Annotated in this window: 16 protein-coding genes; 9 read left to right on the plus strand and 7 right to left on the minus strand. The window is 73.0% G+C overall.

All coding sequences use genetic code 11. The annotated features are described in order from the left end of the window. Positions 1-5 precede the first annotated feature (5 nt). A complete protein-coding gene (fdhD, locus tag DN051_RS09310) occupies positions 6-854 on the plus strand; it encodes a formate dehydrogenase accessory sulfurtransferase FdhD (RefSeq protein ID WP_053759147.1) in 849 nt (282 codons plus the stop codon). 116 nt (positions 855-970) lie between these two features. Here the strand turns inward: fdhD and DN051_RS09315 are convergent, their stop codons facing one another. Beyond that, positions 971-1,408 carry a MarR family winged helix-turn-helix transcriptional regulator gene (locus tag DN051_RS09315; protein WP_053759148.1) on the minus strand — a complete coding sequence of 146 codons (438 nt, stop codon included), beginning with the start codon at positions 1,406-1,408 and terminating at the stop codon, positions 971-973. Between the two features lie 461 nt (positions 1,409-1,869). Between DN051_RS09315 and DN051_RS09320 the strand changes: the two genes are divergently transcribed. Next, the gene (locus DN051_RS09320) at positions 1,870-3,747 is read left to right on the plus strand and encodes a sialidase family protein (RefSeq protein WP_112438484.1); all 1,878 of its coding nucleotides are present in this window, start codon (positions 1,870-1,872) and stop codon (positions 3,745-3,747) included. 9 nt (positions 3,748-3,756) lie between these two features. After that, positions 3,757-4,983 carry a DUF4185 domain-containing protein gene (locus DN051_RS09325; RefSeq protein ID WP_112438485.1) on the plus strand — a complete coding sequence of 409 codons (1,227 nt, stop codon included), beginning with the start codon at positions 3,757-3,759 and terminating at the stop codon, positions 4,981-4,983. Here DN051_RS09325 and DN051_RS09330 read toward each other — a convergent pair. Beyond that, positions 4,919-5,959, minus strand: coding sequence for a bile acid:sodium symporter family protein (locus DN051_RS09330; protein WP_112438486.1), 1,041 nt, complete (start codon positions 5,957-5,959; stop codon positions 4,919-4,921). The genes DN051_RS09325 and DN051_RS09330 overlap by 65 nt on opposite strands. A gap of 133 nt (positions 5,960-6,092) precedes the next feature. Here DN051_RS09330 and DN051_RS09335 point away from each other — a divergent pair, with 133 nt between their 5' ends. From DN051_RS09335 to DN051_RS09345, 3 genes are all read left to right on the plus strand, one after another. After that, positions 6,093-6,956 (plus strand): LysR substrate-binding domain-containing protein, encoded by an 864-nt coding sequence (locus tag DN051_RS09335; protein WP_053759152.1) that lies wholly within the window; start codon positions 6,093-6,095, stop codon positions 6,954-6,956. Positions 6,957-7,211: 255 nt separating this feature from the next. After that, on the plus strand, positions 7,212-9,038 hold the full coding sequence (locus DN051_RS09340; protein WP_112438487.1) for an AMP-dependent synthetase/ligase: 1,827 nt from the start codon (positions 7,212-7,214) through the stop codon (positions 9,036-9,038). 128 nt (positions 9,039-9,166) lie between these two features. After that, on the plus strand, positions 9,167-10,003 hold the full coding sequence (locus DN051_RS09345; RefSeq protein ID WP_053759154.1) for an aldo/keto reductase: 837 nt from the start codon (positions 9,167-9,169) through the stop codon (positions 10,001-10,003). 114 nt (positions 10,004-10,117) lie between these two features. On the opposite strand, the gene DN051_RS09350 is transcribed toward DN051_RS09345, so the two are convergent. The 4 genes from DN051_RS09350 to DN051_RS09365 form a co-directional block, all read right to left on the minus strand. Next, positions 10,118-11,095 (minus strand): class I SAM-dependent methyltransferase, encoded by a 978-nt coding sequence (locus DN051_RS09350; protein WP_112438488.1) that lies wholly within the window; start codon positions 11,093-11,095, stop codon positions 10,118-10,120. Between the two features lie 175 nt (positions 11,096-11,270). Beyond that, positions 11,271-12,020, minus strand: a complete 750-nt coding sequence (locus tag DN051_RS09355; RefSeq protein WP_112438489.1) for a class I SAM-dependent methyltransferase — start codon at positions 12,018-12,020, stop codon at positions 11,271-11,273. 7 nt (positions 12,021-12,027) lie between these two features. Continuing rightward, positions 12,028-12,333 (minus strand): 4a-hydroxytetrahydrobiopterin dehydratase, encoded by a 306-nt coding sequence (locus tag DN051_RS09360; protein ID WP_053759157.1) that lies wholly within the window; start codon positions 12,331-12,333, stop codon positions 12,028-12,030. Between the two features lie 82 nt (positions 12,334-12,415). After that, positions 12,416-13,510, minus strand: coding sequence for an ADP-ribosylglycohydrolase family protein (locus DN051_RS09365; protein ID WP_112438490.1), 1,095 nt, complete (start codon positions 13,508-13,510; stop codon positions 12,416-12,418). Between the two features lie 28 nt (positions 13,511-13,538). Here DN051_RS09365 and DN051_RS09370 point away from each other — a divergent pair, with 28 nt between their 5' ends. Next, entirely contained in the window at positions 13,539-14,369 is an 831-nt protein-coding gene (locus DN051_RS09370) for a helix-turn-helix domain-containing protein (RefSeq protein WP_112438491.1), read from the plus strand. On the opposite strand, the gene DN051_RS09375 is transcribed toward DN051_RS09370, so the two are convergent. Next, complete coding sequence (locus tag DN051_RS09375) at positions 14,351-14,776, minus strand: hypothetical protein (protein ID WP_112438492.1); 426 nt, start codon at positions 14,774-14,776, stop codon at positions 14,351-14,353. The genes DN051_RS09370 and DN051_RS09375 overlap by 19 nt on opposite strands. Positions 14,777-15,008: 232 nt before the next feature. On the opposite strand from DN051_RS09375, the gene DN051_RS09380 reads away from it, so the two are divergent. Together DN051_RS09380 and narJ are read left to right on the plus strand one after the other, a co-directional pair. Continuing rightward, the gene (locus tag DN051_RS09380) at positions 15,009-15,875 is read left to right on the plus strand and encodes a helix-turn-helix domain-containing protein (RefSeq protein WP_112438493.1); all 867 of its coding nucleotides are present in this window, start codon (positions 15,009-15,011) and stop codon (positions 15,873-15,875) included. Between the two features lie 192 nt (positions 15,876-16,067). Beyond that, complete coding sequence (gene narJ / locus DN051_RS09385) at positions 16,068-16,559, plus strand: nitrate reductase molybdenum cofactor assembly chaperone (protein WP_053759162.1); 492 nt, start codon at positions 16,068-16,070, stop codon at positions 16,557-16,559. The last annotated feature ends 81 nt before the right edge of the window (positions 16,560-16,640 follow it).

A 16,640-nucleotide genomic window follows, 5' to 3' on the forward strand; every position in this document is an offset into this window, starting at 1 on the left:
GGGACATGGGACGAGTCACGGAACGACGCAGGGTGATCCGTGTCCGCGGCGGGGAGGTCTCCGCGCGCCCGGACACGCTCGTCGCCGAGGAACCCCTGGAGATCCGGCTCAACGGCAAGCCGCTCGCGATCACCATGCGCACCCCCGGCGACGACTTCGCGCTCGCCGCCGGGTTCCTGGTGAGCGAGGGCGTGCTGGCCGAGCGGCCGGATCTGCAGAACATCGTCTACTGCGCGGGAGCGACGGTGGACGGTTCGAACACCTACAACGTGGTGGACGTGCGGACCGCCCCGGGCGTCGTGATCCCCGACATCACGCTGGAGCGCAACGTCTACACGACCTCGTCCTGCGGCCTGTGCGGCAAGGCCAGCCTGGACGCGGTCCGTACGACGGCCCGCTGGCCGATCGCCGACACTCCCCCGGTCCGGGTGACACCCGAGCTGCTCGCCGGCCTCCCCGACCGGCTGCGTGCGGCCCAGCGGGTGTTCGACCGGACCGGGGGTCTGCACGCGGCGGCCCTGTTCGACGAGGACGGGGAGCTGCTCGACGTGCGGGAGGACGTCGGCCGGCACAACGCGGTCGACAAGCTGGTCGGGCGGGCGCTCCAGAACGGCGGCCTGCCGCTGTCCCGCGCGATCCTGCTGGTGTCCGGGCGCGCCTCGTTCGAGCTGGCGCAGAAGGCCGTGATGGCGGGCATCCCGGTACTGGCGGCGGTCTCGGCGCCCTCGTCGCTGGCCGTGGACCTGGCGGCGGAGACCGGGCTGACCCTGGTGGGGTTCCTGCGGGGCAGCTCCATGAACGTGTACGCGGGCGAGGACCGGATCGCTCTGCGGGCCGCGGCCGTCCAGGGCTGAAACGGTCCCCCGCGGCACGGCGGCGGGACCCCGAACGGCGGGGAGCGCCCCCTGCGCCGCAGGGGTCCCGCCTCAGGTCCGGGGCGTGCCGCCGGGCGGTGTTCCGGCCGCCCGGCTCACGCGCCCGTGCCGGAGATCCTGGCCAACAGGCCCATGAACTGCTCGCGTTCGGTCGCCGTGAGGGGGGCGAGGAGGGCGTCGTTCGCGTCGCAGGCCGCCTTCTCGCAGCGCTTGAGCAGCCGGGCGCCCCGCACGGTGAGGGACACGGCGTTCTTCCGGCGGTCCCGCGGGTCGGGTTCGCGCACGACGAGGTCGGCCGACTGGAGGTCGTCGAGGACGCCGACCAGATCCTTGGGGTCGAGGCGGATGCTCCGGCCGAGCTCCGCCTGCGCGACCGGTCCGAGGTCGCGGACGGCGGAGAGCGCCACGTGGTGCCACATCCTCAGGCCGTGTACGGCGAGCGCCTCTGTCACGAGTGCGCGCCCCCGGGCCGCGGCGCGGCCCAGGACCCAGCTGGGCAGCGCGTGAATCGCGGAGAGCGGTGCTTCGGCCATGTGGACAGCGTAGTGCGAATTTCGTTGGATTTCCCAATGAACTGACTTATCGTTGGATCTCCCAACGATCTGTGGAGGTCCGGCCCATGCGGCGCGCCCGGCACGACAGCTCCGACGACTCCTCACCCCCCGAGCGGGCACCCGTCCCGCGGCAGGCGTCCGAGGAGGACCGACGGCGCGCGCCGTGGGCCATCCGGCCCAGCCGACGGCCGCGCGGGACCACTCTTCCCGGGTCGCGCCCACCCAGCCCATGACGGTGCGTCAGACGATGAGGGCGGCCCGGCCGTGGAGGGCGCGCCCGAGCAAGGCCCCTGACGCCGCCTCAGCCGACACTTGAGCTGGTTCGTGCTGTCCTGCCCCCCTTTCTTGTGGTGTGTCGCTACGCTCAACTACCCTCTGTGACGCGTAGGTTCGGACGTGGGATGTCCAGATGTTCAGACAAACGAAGGGCGGGTCACCCCATGCCGTCGAGGCCTCGCGCACGCCTGAGAGCCATCCTCGCCACAGGCGTGGTCATGGCGGCCGCAGCCGTCCTGCCGCACTCCGCCCATGCCCAACTGGCGACCGCGGCCGCGGAGTTCGACCAGCAGGTGATCTTCAAGGTGTCGCAGGACCCCGGCTACGCCTGCTTCCGGATCCCGGCGATCGTGGAGACCACCCGGGGCACACTGCTCGCGTTCGCCGAGGGCCGTGTCCTCAACTGCGGCGACGCGGCCGACATCGACATCGTGATGAAGCGCTCCACCGACGGCGGCCGCACCTGGGGCCCGCTCCAGGTCATCAACGACGGAGCGGGTGACACCCACGGCAACCCGGCCCCGATGGTCGACCGGAGGACCGGCCGGATCCTGCTCGCGCAGACCTACAACACGGGGCGCTCGGACAGCGGGAGCTGCGAGGTCCCCTGCGACCGCAGGCCCCACCTCCAGCACAGCGACGACGACGGCCGCACCTGGTCCACGCCGCGCGACCTCAGCCCGCAGATCATGCCCCCGCACTGGAACTCCTGGTACGCGACCGGTCCCGTGCACGGCATCCAGCTCACCCGGGGCAGCCACGCGGGCCGGCTGGTCTTCGGCGTCAACACCGAGACCTGGGACGGCACCAGGGTGACCGGCAATCACGCCGCCCTGATCGTCAGCGACGACGGCGGCGGGACCTGGCGGGTCGGGGCCAACGACAGCTGGCCGATCGCGTTCGACGGCACCTTCCGGCAGAAGCCCTCCGAGGTGACGGTGGCCGAGCACACCGACGGATCGATCCTGGTCAGCGGGCGCGAGCAGGACGGCACCGACCTCGGCCACCACAGCCAGGCCGTCAGCCGCGACGGCGGCAACAGCTTCGCGGCCCCCTTCCGGCCCGTCCCCGACTTCTACGCCCCCCAGGTGCAGGGCGCCACGCTGCGGCTGGGCAACCGCCTGCTGCTGTCCTGCCCCGGCGACCCCGACCGCCGCCGGACGATGATGATCCGCTCCTCCTACGACGGCGGCCGCACCTGGGACAGCGTGGACCGGGGCACCGTCGTCAGCACGGACTGGTCGGGCTACTCCGACCTGGCCCCGATCGGCACCGGCGCGGTCGGCCTGCTCTACGAGGCCGGCACCGCCGACGCCCGCGACGAGATCCGCTTCGCCCGCTTCACGGAGGACTGGCTGCGCCCGCGCCGGGGCGCGGACCCGACCACCGCCGACCGCGCCCCGTTCGCCCGGCCCGCCGCGGTGCTCGGCGGCGCCGCCACCACGCCAGGTGTACTCGGCCGCGCGCTGGCCTTCGACGGCGCCGACGACGCCGTACGCCTGCCCTACCGCAGCCAACTCCCCCTCGACACCCGGGACTTCACCGCCTCCCTGTGGTTCCGCTACACCGCGCGGTCCGGTGAGCAGCCGCTGCTGTGGATGGGCGGCTCGGGCACCAGCCAGCCGCAGGTCTGGCTGCGCGGCGAACCCGCCGCCGACCGGGTGCGCGCGCTGATCACCACCCGGCAGGGCGCGACGAACGTCCACTCGGCGTCGGTGAGCACCGCCTCGGCCCACAACGACGGCGCGTGGCACCACCTGGCGCTGCGCCGGGGCGGCGGCCGGCTGACCCTGTTCCTCGACGGCACACCCGTCGGCAGGGCCGACGTGCCGGGGTCGGTCAGCCGCAACTCGCCGTTCGGTGTGCACATCGGCCAGCGGGTGGACAGCCGGGCCTTCTTCACCGGCGCCATCGACGAGGTCCACGTCTGGGACCGGGCACTGACGGACGCCGAGCTCGACGGTGTGCGCCGGACCCACCTCGGCCCGCCGCTGGGCAATGTCCTGTGGCTTCCCATGGACCAGGTGGCCGCAGCCAGATAGCGTCCGAATGTGTCCGACGACGTACGCGCACGACATCGGGCGGGAGCCGGGGTCGGACTGCTGCTGGCCCTGGTTCTCGCCGCCGTGCTGCTCACCGCCCTCCCGGACGATGACCGGGAGGGCGGCGGCGCGTGCGGGGCCCGTACGGTCGCGTCGTGGTCGGCGGACGAGGCGCTGACCGGCGAGTTCACCCGTTACGGCGATGACGGTGCCCGCACGGACGACTGGACCGGCGGCGACGGCACCCACTCCCTGCGGCTGCCGGACGGCCGGGTGCTGTGGCTGTTCTCGGACACCTTCCTCGGCGCCGTGCACGCCCCGCCCAACCCGTCGGGCGAGGCCCACGCCTGGCGCGACGGCACCGCGCCGATGGTGCGCAACTCCGCGGTGGTGATGACGCGGGGTCGCCTCACCTCGACGCTGCCCGCGCCCCTGTTCGGCGACCCGGCGCCGAACCAGTGGCGCTGGCCGGTCGCCGCCCGGGTCGAACCGCGCTCCCCCGGCTCCTCGGAGCGGGTCGTACGTGTGCTGCTGTGGACGCGCGAGGCGGGCCGGGCCCCGTGGATCTACGGTGTGCCCCTCGCCACCGAGGTGGCCACCCTCTCCCTGCCGGACCTGCGCGTCGAGAGCATCGTCAAGGTGTTCGACCAGCAGCGGGTGCCGGATCCGTCCCGGCGCGTGCTGTTCGGCACGACGCTGCTGGCCCGCGACGGCTGGACGTACGTCTTCGGCGGGAACGACGGACAGGCCGTCTCCCGCGCCACCTCGTCGGTGTACGTGGCCCGGGTCCCGGCGGGCGGGCTGGCCGATCCCGCCGCGTGGGAGCTCTGGAACGGCTCCGAGTGGGTCACCGCGGCCCGCCCGTCCCCGGTGCTCGGGGACGAGCGGCGCACCGGCGTCGGCAGCGCGTTCTCGGTGGTGCGGGACGGCGACACGTACGTGCTGTTCACCATGGCGGCCGGAACACGCGCGCTGACCACGATCACGTCGTACTGGGCCTGCTCCCCCACCGGACCGTGGCACGGCCCGGCGCGCGGCTTCAGTCCGCCGCTGCCGCCCGGCCGGCTCGCCGCCTACAACCCTCAGGCGCACCCCGACCTGAGCGGCCGCGAGCGCCTGGTGCTGAGCTACGACGTGAACTGGCTGGAGACGGTCAGCGCCTCGGCGCAGATCACCGGGAACGTGTCCCTGTACCGACCGCGGTTCTTGAGCCTGCGGCTGACGCCGGCGGGGTGAGCGTCTCGCGGGGGTCGCGGGCGCGGCGCTTGGCGATCACCGCGCCCACCATCAGCTGCATCTGGTGGAAGAGCATCAGCGGCAGCACGGCCAGCGAGGCCTGCGGCCCGAACAGCACGCTCGCCATGGGCAGCCCGGCGGCCAGCGACTTCTTCGAACCGGCGAACTGGATCGCGATGCGGTCGGCCCGGCCGAAGCCCAGCGCCTTGGAGCCGTACCAGGTCAGGGCCAGCATGACGGCGAGCAGCACCGCCTCCACGGCGAGCAGCCCGGCCAGCCGGACGGGGTCGACCTGGTGCCAGACGCCCCGCACCATGCCCTCGCTGAAGGCGGCGTAGACGACGAGGAGGATCGATCCGCGGTCGACCAGGCCGAGGGCCTTCTTGTGACGGGTGACGAATCCGCCGATCCAGCGGCGCAGCAGTTGCCCGGCCAGGAACGGCACCAGCAGTTGCAGGACGATCCGCAGCATCGAGTCGAGGTCGAAGCCGCCGGAGCTGCCGCCGAGCAGGACCGCCGCCAGCAACGGGGTGACGACGATGCCCGCGAGGGAGGAGAAGGAGCCCGCGCAGATCGCGGCGGGCACATTGCCGCGGGCGATCGAGGTGAAGGCGATCGACGACTGGATGGTCGACGGCACGAGGGTCAGGAACAGCAGCCCCGTCCACAGGGAGTGGGTGAGGACGACCGGCACCAGACCGCGGGCCGCCAGGCCGAGCAGCGGGAAGACGGCGAAGGTGCACACCAGGACGGTCACGTGCAGACGCCAGTGCTTGAGTCCGTCCAGCGCCTCACGGGTGGACAGCCGGGCGCCGTAGAGGAAGAACAGCAGCGCGATCGCGGCGGTGGAGGCACCGGAGGCGACGTCGGCGCCCGTACCGCGCGCCGGGAGGAGCGCCGCGAGGCCCACCGTCCCCAGCAGCAGCAGGATGTACGGGTCGATCGGCAGCCAACTCGGCCATCGCAGGCGTTTCACGGTGCTCCACTGACGTGTGCTCGGGTGGTCCGGGAGCCAAGAGCTCCCCGCCCCATCGTGCTCCTTCGACGGCCGATCGGGAATCCGGCATACCACTCTGACTGTCATCACGATCCGCGATAAGCTGGCACGCGTGTACGACCCCTCGCACCTGCGGACGTTTCTGGCGGTGGCCCAGACGCTGAGTTTCACGCAGGCGGCGCGGCGGCTCGGACTGCGGCAGTCGACCGTCAGCCAGCACGTGCGCCGGCTGGAGGACGCGGCCGGCAGGCAGTTGTTCAGCCGGGACACCCATTCGGTGGAGCTGACGGAGGACGGCGAGGCGATGCTGGGCTTCGCGCGCCGGATCCTGGAGGTGCACGAGCAGGCCACCGCGTTCTTCACCGGGACCAGGCTGCGCGGCCGGCTGCGCTTCGGCGCCTCGGAGGACTTCGTCCTGACCCGGCTGCCGGAGATCCTGGAGGCCTTCCGGCACGACCATCCCGAGGTCGATCTGGAGCTCACGGTCGAACTGTCGGGAACGCTGCACGAGCAGCTGGCCGGCGGCAAGCTGGACCTGGTGCTGGCCAAGCGGCGGTCCGAGGATCCGCGCGGGGAACTGGTCTGGCACGACCGGCTGGTCTGGATCGGCTCGGAACGCCTCCGCATGGACACCGAGCGCCCCGTCCCGCTGATCGTCTACCCGCCGCCCGGCATCACCCGGGCCCGGGCCCTGCGGGCCCTGGAGCGGCAGGGGCGCGAATGGCGCATCGCCTGCACCAGCGCCAGCCTCAACGGGCTGATCGCGGCCGCCCGCGCGGGCCTCGGCGTGATGGCGCACTCCCGGGGCTTCGTCCCGCCGGGCCTGGTCCGGATGCCCGACCGGTTCGGTCTGCCCGAGCTCGGCCAGGTCGACTTCGTCCTCCTCCACGGCCGTCGCCGGCCCTCGGCCCAGGGGCCGGCCGACGCCCTGGCCGCGGCGATCCTGGCGGCCGGCGACCGACTGCACCGGCGCTGACGACCCCGTACGGGCCGCCGTCCGGGGCCGCGGGCGGGTCGTACAGATTCCGTGGAGATTACGGCACCGAAACTTACTCCTCCGTCAGGAATCTGTCCGACCCTTCCCCATGTGCGATATTTCTCCCCCGCTGACCAGGGCGTACGTGAGCACCGTTCGGGTTTCGCACCCCTCCCGTCACGATGGCGCGTGGGGTAGCTTTCACGGCCTGTGCGGAGCGTCACAGGGAGGCGTCACAGAGAGCGGGGAGTGGGTTTGCGCGAGTTCACCAGTCCTCCGTTGGCGTTGCCACCCCAGGTGGGCGGACTGGCCGACGCCGTCTTCGAGCACGCCCGGCAGGATCCGCTGCGCATCGCGCTCGGCCGCAAGGACGACTCCGGCCGGTGGCGGGACGTCACCGCCGCCGAGTTCCGCGACGAGGTCCTCGCCCTCGCCAAGGGGCTGCTCGCCCACGGCATACGGTTCGGCGACCGGGTCGCCGTCATGTCCCGCACCCGCTACGAGTGGACCCTGTTCGACTTCGCCCTGTGGAGCATCGGCGCGCAGGTGGTGCCGGTGTACCCGACCTCCTCCGCCGAACAGTGCTTCTGGATGCTGTACGACGCGGAGGTGACGGCCGCGATCGTCGAGCACGAGGACCACGCGATGACGATCGCCACCGTCATCGACCGGCTGCCGCGGCTGCGCCGGCTCTGGCAGCTCGACGCGGGCGCGGTCCGCGAGCTGTACGACGCCGGCGCCCACCTCGACGACGAGGTGGTGCACCGGCACCGCAAGGCCGTCACCCCCGACTCGGTCGCGACGGTCATCTACACGTCGGGCACCACGGGCCGCCCGAAGGGCTGTGTCATCTCGCACGGCAACTTCATGTACGAGGCGGACACCGTCAAGGAGCGCTGGGAGCCGGTCTTCCACTCCAGGAAGGGCGACGAGGCGGCGACCCTGCTCTTCCTGCCGCTCGCCCATGTGTTCGGCCGCATGGTGGAGGTCGCGGCGATCCGCGGCGGCGTCCGCTTCGGCCACCAGCCGCAGCTCAACGCCGCCGCCCTGCTGCCCGACCTCGCCGCCTTCAAGCCGACGTTCATCCTCGCGGTGCCGTACATCTTCGAGAAGGTCTTCAACGCCGCCCGGCGCAAGGCCGAGCGGGAGGGCAGGGCCGGACCGTTCGAGAAGGCCGTCGACGTCGCGGTGCGCTACGCGGACGCGGTGGAGAACAGGGCCTGGGGGATCGGGCCGGGCCCGTCGGCGGGTCTGCGCATGCAGCACCAGCTTTTCGACAAGCTCGTCTACTCCAAGGTCCGCGAGGCGATGGGCGGCCGGGTGCGGCACGCGATGTCCGGCGGCTCCGCGATGGACCGGCGGCTCGGCCTGTTCTTCGCGGGCGCGGGCGTGCAGATCTACGAGGGGTACGGCCTGACCGAGTCCAGCGCGGCGGCGACCGCCAACCCTCCCGAGCGCACCCGCTACGGCTCGGTCGGGCAGCCCGTCCCGGGCGTCACGGTGCACATCGCGGACGACAACGAGATCTGGCTGCGCGGCCCCGGTGTCTTCCAGGGCTACCTCAACAACCCGAAGGCCACCGACGAGACCCTGCACGACGGCTGGCTGGCCACCGGTGACCTGGGCTCCCTCGACGAGGACGGCTTCCTGACCATCACCGGCCGCAAGAAGGAGATCCTGGTGACCTCCGGCGGCAAGAGCGTGTCCCCGGGGCTGCTGGAGGAACGCGTCCGCGATCACCCGCTGGTCGCCCAGTGCATCGTCGTCGGCAACGACCGCCCCTTCGTCGCCGCCCTGGTCACCCTCGACCAGGAGGCCGTCGACCACTGGCTCCAGATGCGCAACAAACCGCGGATGACACCGGCCGAGCTGGTGCGCGACGAGGATCTGGAGACGGAGGTGCGGCGCGCGGTGGTCGCCGCGAACACCCTCGTCTCGCAGGCCGAGTCGATCCGCACGTTCCGCATCCTGGCCCAGCCGTTCACCGAGGAGCACGGGCTGCTCACCCCGTCGCTGAAGCTGAAGCGCAAAGCGATCGAGAACGCCTACGCGAACGAGGTCGAGGCCCTCTACCAGACGTGAGCGGACGCCGGTGAGCCGAGCGGCGCACGGCGGAAATCCGGACGGATTCTCCGGTCAGGAATGCATCACGGCCCGTGATCGTTGACCATGGGAGTATCACCTGACGACAACCGAAGGATCAAGAGCTCGTGAGCAGCAAGGTCCCCCCGATCATCCTGAACAACGGCGTCGAGATGCCCCAGCTCGGTTTCGGCGTCTGGCAGGTGCCGGACGACGAGGCGGAGCACGCGGTCGCCACGGCGCTGGAGGCCGGGTACCGCAGCATCGACACAGCGGCGATCTACGGCAACGAAGAGGGCACCGGCAAGGCGGTCCGGGCCTCCGGTCTGCCCCGCGAGGAAGTCTTCGTCACCACCAAGCTCTGGAACGGCGACCAGGGATACGACGCCACGCTGCGTGCCTTCGACGTCTCCCTCGGCAAGCTCGGCCTGGACTACGTGGATCTGTACCTGATCCACTGGCCGATGCCGTCCAAGGGCAAGTTCGTCGACACGTACAAGGCCTTCGAGAGCCTCCTCGCCGACGGCCGGGTGCGCGCCATCGGTGTCTCCAACTTCCTTCCGGAGCACCTGGAGCGGCTGATCGACGAGACGTCGGTCATCCCGGCCGTCAACCAGATCGAACTGCACCCGCACCTCCAGCAGCACGCCGTGCGCGAGTTCCACGCCGAGCAGGGCATCGCCACCGAGGCCTGGTCGCCGCTCGGCTCGGGCCGCGGTCTGCTGGAGGTCCCCGCGATCGTGGCGATCGCCCAGAAGCACAACCGCACCCCCGCCCAGGTGGTGCTGCGCTGGCACCTGCAGCTAGGCAACGTCGTGATCCCGAAGTCCGTGACGCCGTCCCGGATCAAGGAGAACATCGACGTCTTCGACTTCACCCTGGACACCGAGGACCTCGCGGCGATCAGCGCGCTCAACGAGGACCGCCGGCTGGGCCCGGACCCGGCCGCGTTCGAGGTGGACTGACCCGGCGTCGTACACGGAAGCGCCCCGGAACCGCGCGGTTCCGGGGCGCTTTCGCATGGTCGGCCGCGTCACCGGCGCACGCCGAAGCCCGCCGGCGGACGCAGCGGTGAACCCCTACGGCGTCCTGGTCGCGGTGTGCACCGTGTGCGCGGCCAGGACGAAGACGTCCGGTCTCCGGTGGACGCTCGCGGCGTCGTCGGGGTCGAGCAGCCGGTCCAGGGCGGCGCGGTCGTCGGCGTCGAGGCGGTCGCCGAAGCCGTCGCGCAGCCGGGACAGGGTGTCGGCGACGTGGTCGCGGGCCCGGTCGGTGGCCGGCGCCGGCAGGTCCAGCAGGAAGCTGCGCGTGCCGGTCGGCTTCAGGCCCGCGGCGGTCATGAGCGCGGGCCAGTCCTCCGTCTCCGCGACGGAACCGGGCAGGGAGGAGCGCATCTGCGCGAACCACTCCGCCTCCAGCGCGTCCAGCCGGGTCTGAAGTCCGGGGCGGCCCACCCCGATGTCCCGCGGCAGGAACCGCGTGGGCAGCCCGCCCTCCATCAGGGCGAGGGTGCCGCCGGGCGCCAGGTGCTCGGCGAAGACGGCGAGCGCGCCGCGCTGGTCACCGAGGTGGTGCAGGCTCCGGCCGGCCCACAGCAGGTCGGCGGGATAGTCCAGATCGGCGAGCGCCCCGGGCAGCTCGCCGTGCAGCGTGGCGAAGCGGTCGGCGACGCCCAGCCGGCCGGCCCGCGCCCGGGCCCGCTCCAGCAGCGGCCCGGCGCTGTCGACCGCGAGGACCCGGGCGCCCGGGAAGGTCTCGGCGAACAGACCCGCGATCACACCCGGGCCGCTGCCCGCGTCCACGATCAGTCCCGGCTCGGTCTGCCGCTGGGCGAGCCAGGCCAGGGCGCGCTCGTACAGCGGGGCGAACAGCTCCGCCTGTGCCTCCAGCTGCGGGCCCATCTCGGCCCAGTCGACATCGGCGGTGTCGTGGTGGCCGTGGCCTTCGCCGTGCCGGTGATGGCCTCCGCCGTGCGAGTGCCGGTCATCGCCCCCGCCGTGCTGGTGGTGGCCGTGGTCGTCGCCGTGCGGGTGCCGGTCGTCGTGGTCGTGCGCCATGGTGGTCAGCCTCTCTCCGGATGCGGTCAGGGTGCGACGACGTACCCCGACGGGGCAAGTGACCTTGCCGGTACCGCAAAAGGGTCGGCGGCTGACGTGCGGCGGAGTGAGGCCCCCCGCGGCACAGCGTCACGCTCCGGCGCCCGGTCGCCGCGGCGGGCGTCGGCGCGGGCCCTCAGCCGAGGGGCGGTTTGCGGAACGCCCGGAGCGTGAACCACGGGTCGGGGCGCGAGCGGTCCTGGTCGGGGAGGCGCGCCAGCCGGGTGGCGAAGCACTCGGCGAGGGGCTCACCCGGCGGCAGCGTGACGAACCAGCCGCGCCGCAGGTCGGCGACCGTGCGGAGCGGACTGCGGCCCTGGCCGCGACCGGCGAACCGGGCCCGGCCGGCCGGGATCAGACCGTGCTCGACGGCACTGGCCTCGACCACCGACGCCTCGTCCCGGGCGGGGCGGCGGGGCCGGGAGGCGAGCACGGCATCGATGTCACTCCCCACGTTGTGCGAGGCCGCCTTGTCGACCGTGGTGATCCACACCCCGCCGGGCCGCAGCACCCGCGCGCACTGCGCGACGACCGTCCCGACGTCCGCGGATCCGGGCAGCAGGTGCAGCAGCCACACGCTGCTGACGGCGTCGAACTCGCAGTCCCGGAACGGCAGCCGGCGGCTGTCGGCGAGGACGACGGCGCCGGGCAGCCGGGCGGCGGCGTGCCGCGCCATCGCGTGCGTGAGGTCGACGCCCGTCACCCGCATCGCGGGCCGGCCCGCGGCGAGGCGCCGGGTGACGATGCCGGTGCCGCAGGCCACGTCGAGCAGGCTGCGCGCGGTCGGCGGCACCAGACCGAGCACGGCGTCCGCCGCGGCCGCGGCACGGGGCTCCCCGCCGCGGGAGGCGTCGTAGCGTTCGGCCTCCTCGCTGTAGTCCAGCACCGCGGGCTCAACTCGCGCCGTGGGACGGGGCCAGCTCCGCCACACGCCGGGCCAGCTCGAAGTCCAGCTCGGTCAGCCTGCCGCCCACGCTGTGCGTGTTCACCGAGAGGGACACGCTGTGGTAGCCGAGGGTGAGGTCGGAGTGGTGGTCCAGTTCCTCCTGGACCTGGGCCACGTGCACCACCATGGCCGTCGCGGCGAAGTGCGAGCCGAGCCGGTAGGAGCGGGTGAGGCGGTCCGCGTCGACCGACCAGCCCGGCAGCTCGGCGAGACGGTCCTCGATCTGCTTCTGCGACAGCGGTTCGACGGGCATGGGGCCGCTCCCTTCCCCTCAGGGTCGCGTGCGGGGTCGCGTACCCGTTCAGCGTGCCACAGGCGGGCCGCCGCGGAGCTGGTCAGACGGGGTCGCCGGGGTCGGAGGGGGCGCATTCGGCGGCCAGGTCGTCCGCGAGGGCCGCGATCCGGTCCCGTTTCTCCACCTGCGCGACCCACTCGTGCGGCAGGGCGACGTCCCCGTACCGGGCGCCGAGGATGTTCCCGCAGAGGGATCCGGTCGAGTCGCTGTCCCCGGAGTGGTTGACGGACAGCAGCAGCGCGTCCGCCACCCGGAGCCGGGCCAGGGCGCAGTACACGCCGATGGCGAGGGCCTCCTCGGCGACCCAGCCCGCGCCGAGCTTCTCGACCTTCTCGGCGGTCGGGTCGCCCTGTGCGGCCAGGTCGAGGGCGGCCTCCAGGGCGGCCGTGGTCTCCTCGTGGCCGGGGTGGCGCCCCAGCAGGCGCAGCGCGCGCAGCACCGCGCCCTCGACGGAATCGCCCGACAGCAGGTGCGCGACGATCGCGGCGAGCGCGCCGGCCGCGTAGTACCCGGTCGGGTGGCCGTGGGTGATCTGGGCGCAGCGCGCGGCGAGCCCGAAGGCCGACTCCGCCGATGCGCCCGTGAGTCCGAAGGGGGCCGACCGCATGACGGTGCCGCAGCCCTTGGAGCCGGAGTTGACCGGGCCGGGCGGGCCCAGCTCGGCCGACGGCAGCGGTACGTGGTCCTCGGCGAGACCGCTCAGACAGGCGTTCCCTGGGGCACGGCGGGCGTAGAGCCAGTGCTCGGTGACCAGGCCGCCGGTGGGTCCGGTGTGCGCCGGGCCCGGTCCGTGCTCCTGCTGGGTGCGCAGCCAGTCGCGGTAGGCGTCCCGCACCAGCCGGGGCGCGGCCTCGCCGAGGCCGTCGAGCCCGTCACGGCGGTGGGCGCGCACGAGACCCTCCACGGTGAACAGGGTCATCTGGGTGTCGTCGCTGACGCGTCCCACGACGTTCTGCCCGTCGGCCACCAGCCCGGTCGCACCGAGCGGCCCGTGGTCCCGGCGAATCCGGTACAGGGAGGAGAACTCCACCGGGTAGCCGAGGGCGTCGCCCAGGGCACCGCCGAGGATGCAGCCGCGCACCCGCGAGCGGTACACCGCCCCGGCCGCCAGGGACGACTTCCACGGCTCGTTCATACACAACTCCTCGACTACGGTCGTCAGCATGACCATTGTCCCGTCCGCCCGCTCCGGGCCCGCCGCCGCCCCCGGCGAGCAGAACGTCGGTCGGCTGCTGCGGGCCTGGCGGGAGCGCCGGCGGGTCAGCCAGCTGGAACTGGCGCTGCGGGCCGGCTCCTCCGCCCGGCACATCAGCTTCGTCGAGACGGGTCGTTCGCGGCCCAGCGAGGAGATGGTGCTGCGGCTGGCCGAGCACCTGGACGTGCCGGTCCGGGAACGCAACGCCCTGCTGCTGGCGGCCGGTTACGCCCCGCGCTACCCGGAGACGCCGCTCGACGACCCGGCGCTGGCGGCGGTGCGCGAGGGCGTGGAGCGGCTGATCCAGGGCTACGAACCGTATCCGGCGCTGGTGGTGGACGCGACGTACGACGTGGTGGCCGCGAACCGGGGGGTCGCGATGCTGCTGGAGGGTGTCCCGGAGTCCTTGCTGAGCCGGCCGCCGAACGCGATGCGGCTGACGCTGCACCCCGACGGCCTGGCCCCGCGCATCCGCAACTTCCGTGCCTGGCGCGGCCATCTGCTCGACCAGATGGAGCGGCAGATCGCGCTGCACCGCTCGACGCGGCTGAGGGCGCTGTACGAGGAGGTGGCCGCGTATCCGGTGCCCGAGTCGGCCGCGGACAGCGAACCCGCCGAGCCGTTCGTGCACTTCGCGCTGCCGATGCGGATCGAGCACGCCGGGCGGACGCTGTCCTTCGTCTCGTCGATCTCCACGTTCAACACACCCATGGACGTGACCGTCGCCGAGCTGGCCATCGAGACGCTGCTCCCGGCCGACCCCGCGACGGTCAAGTACCTTCACTCACTGCTGTCCTGACGAGCCTTCAGCGCCACGTGCTGGAGCAGTGCGAAACCGGCCACCGTGAGGGCCTGGAGCACCCCCCACACGGCGCCCGCCGTGCTCGGCGTGAGCCACAGGGCCAGGGCGACGAAACTGAGCACCGCCCAGGCGAGGTTGGTCTCGATCACCGCTCGCACGGGCAGCGCGGGCGGGTGCCTGCGGGCGGCGAGCAGCCCGACGGCGGCCGCGTAGGCGGCGAGGACCGCGCCGAGGACGAGCAGCAGCCCGGAGCCGACGCCGAGCAGCCGGCCGAGCGGCCCGGAGGCGGCGAGGTAGGCGAGGCCGTTCACGCCGGTCACCGCCGCGTCCAGGGCCAGGAAGCGGCGCAGCATGGTCTGCGGCTCGGTGGTGCGGGCGAGGGCGGCGAGCTGGGATGCGGACATGGCGGATCAGCCTCCGTCGAGGTCGGGGTGGAACCGGGGGCCGGTGTCCGGGCCGGAGTGCGCCGGCCCGGACCCCGGTACGACCACGATGGCGCGTACCGGCGAACCGGTCGATTACCCCGGGGGTAATGACGGCGGCCGCGCTCCGGGGCGCCGCGCACCCGGCCTCGGTGGCGGGACCGGAACATGGCAGACTGCACGGCGTACTTCCGGCCCCTGGGGGAGGCGTGGCGTGAGCGAGCGGCGTCCGGCGCCCACCGTCGGCCAGGTGGTGCTCGGCAAGCGGTTGCAGGAGCTGCGGGAGGCGGCCGGCCTCAGACGCGAGGAGGCCGCCCAGGTACTGCGGGTGGCCCCGGCGACCGTGCGGCGCATGGAGATGGCCGAGGTCGCGCTGAGGATCCCGTACCTGCAGATCCTGCTGCCCGCCTACGGGCTGGCCGAGCACGACGTCACCGCGTTCGTCACGTTGGCGGAGGAGGCGAACAGGCCGGACTGGTGGCAGCGGTTCCACGATGTGCTGCCGGACTGGTTCAGCCTGTTCGTCAGTCTGGAGGGCGCCGCCGCGATGATCCGCTCCTACGAGCCGCACTTCGTGCCCGGCCTGCTGCAGACCGAGGGCTACGCGCGTGCCGTGCTCAGGGCCGGGACGATCGGGCAGGACGGCGCGGCGGCGACGATCGACCGGCATGTGTCGCTGCGGATGGCGCGGCAGGAGCTGCTGTGCCGCGAGGATCCGCCGCACCTGTGGGTGATCATGGACGAGACGGTGCTGCGGCGTCCGGTGAGCGCCCGCCCGGAGGTCATGCGCGACCAGCTGGACCGGCTGCTGGAGGCGGCCGGGAGCGACCGCGTCACCCTCCAGGTCGCGGAGTACCGCAAGGGCCCGCACCCGGGGACGTACGCCCCCTTCTCCCTGTTCCGGTTCGCCGAGCCGGAGCTGCTCGACATGGTGTTCACCGAGTACCTGACCGGCGCGCTGTACCTGGACTCCCGGCGCGAGGTCTCGGTGCACCTGGAGGTGCTGGACCACTTGACCGCGCACGCCGCGTCCGCGCAGCACACCAAAAAGATCCTCCAGGAGTGCCGCGCGGCCCTCTAGGGCAGCCCTGGGGCAGCGCGGGCACCGCCGTGCGCCCTGACCCGTACGGGTGCCGTGGAAAGGTGCGCTCCCGGGCCCGCCCCTAGGTTCGAGTCACGGGGTGAGCCGGACTCCGGCCGGGCTGCCGGTGCCGTCGGAGAACTTCCACGTGCCGCGCAGGCGGCAGACCGCGGACGACACGGAGGAGGCCCGATGCCCTCGGACGAGGTCCTGTACCAGGCGGCGGCGCTGTGTCTGACGTGTCCCGACGAGGACTTCCGCGCCCGTCTGCCGCTGTTGCGGGAGGCGGCCCCGCAACTGCGGGAGTTCACCGACCACGCGGCGCTGACCCCGCTGCCGGAGCTGGCCGCGCACTACGCCGAGGTCTTCGGCTCCGGCGACCGGCACAGCCTGTATCTGAGCCGGTGGCGGGGCGGAGCCATCCGGCACGGCAGGTCGCCGGCCCGCTTCCAGGAGGCCTACCGCGCCCACGGCCTCCGGGTCAGCGACGAGGAACTGCCCGACTTCCTGCCCGCGGTCCTGGAGTTCGCGGCGCGCACCGGTGACACCGGTCTGCTCACCGAGCACCGCGACGGCCTGGAGCGGCTGCGGATCGAGCTGCGCGACCACGGCACGCCGTACGCCTGCGTCCTGGACGCCGTGTGCGCGACCCTGCCGCCCGCCCCCACCGAGGCACCCTCCTGACGGCCGCCGCGCGCGGAACGAACGCCCGGTACGGACGCCCGGAAAGAAGGGGACGGAAAGGGAAGGAAGGGGAGCCGGCCG

This window comes from Streptomyces cadmiisoli (assembly GCF_003261055.1).
GTDB lineage: Bacteria > Actinomycetota > Actinomycetes > Streptomycetales > Streptomycetaceae > Streptomyces > Streptomyces cadmiisoli.

Bases quoted from the DNA above. Each gene is read 5' to 3' on its own strand.
- narJ (WP_053759162.1), top strand. From the start codon at position 16,068: ATGCCCTCGGACGAGGTCCTGTACCAGGCGGCGGCGCTGTGTCTGACG.
- DN051_RS09350 (WP_112438488.1), bottom strand. From the start codon at position 11,095: ATGGCGCACGACCACGACGACCGGCACCCGCACGGCGACGACCACGGC.
- fdhD (WP_053759147.1), top strand. From the start codon at position 6: ATGGGACGAGTCACGGAACGACGCAGGGTGATCCGTGTCCGCGGCGGG.
- DN051_RS09375 (WP_112438492.1), bottom strand. From the start codon at position 14,776: ATGTCCGCATCCCAGCTCGCCGCCCTCGCCCGCACCACCGAGCCGCAG.
- DN051_RS09365 (WP_112438490.1), bottom strand. From the start codon at position 13,510: ATGAACGAGCCGTGGAAGTCGTCCCTGGCGGCCGGGGCGGTGTACCGC.
- DN051_RS09315 (WP_053759148.1), bottom strand. From the start codon at position 1,408: ATGGCCGAAGCACCGCTCTCCGCGATTCACGCGCTGCCCAGCTGGGTC.
- DN051_RS09320 (WP_112438484.1), top strand. From the start codon at position 1,870: ATGCCGTCGAGGCCTCGCGCACGCCTGAGAGCCATCCTCGCCACAGGC.
- DN051_RS09370 (WP_112438491.1), top strand. From the start codon at position 13,539: ATGACCATTGTCCCGTCCGCCCGCTCCGGGCCCGCCGCCGCCCCCGGC.
- DN051_RS09360 (WP_053759157.1), bottom strand. From the start codon at position 12,333: ATGCCCGTCGAACCGCTGTCGCAGAAGCAGATCGAGGACCGTCTCGCC.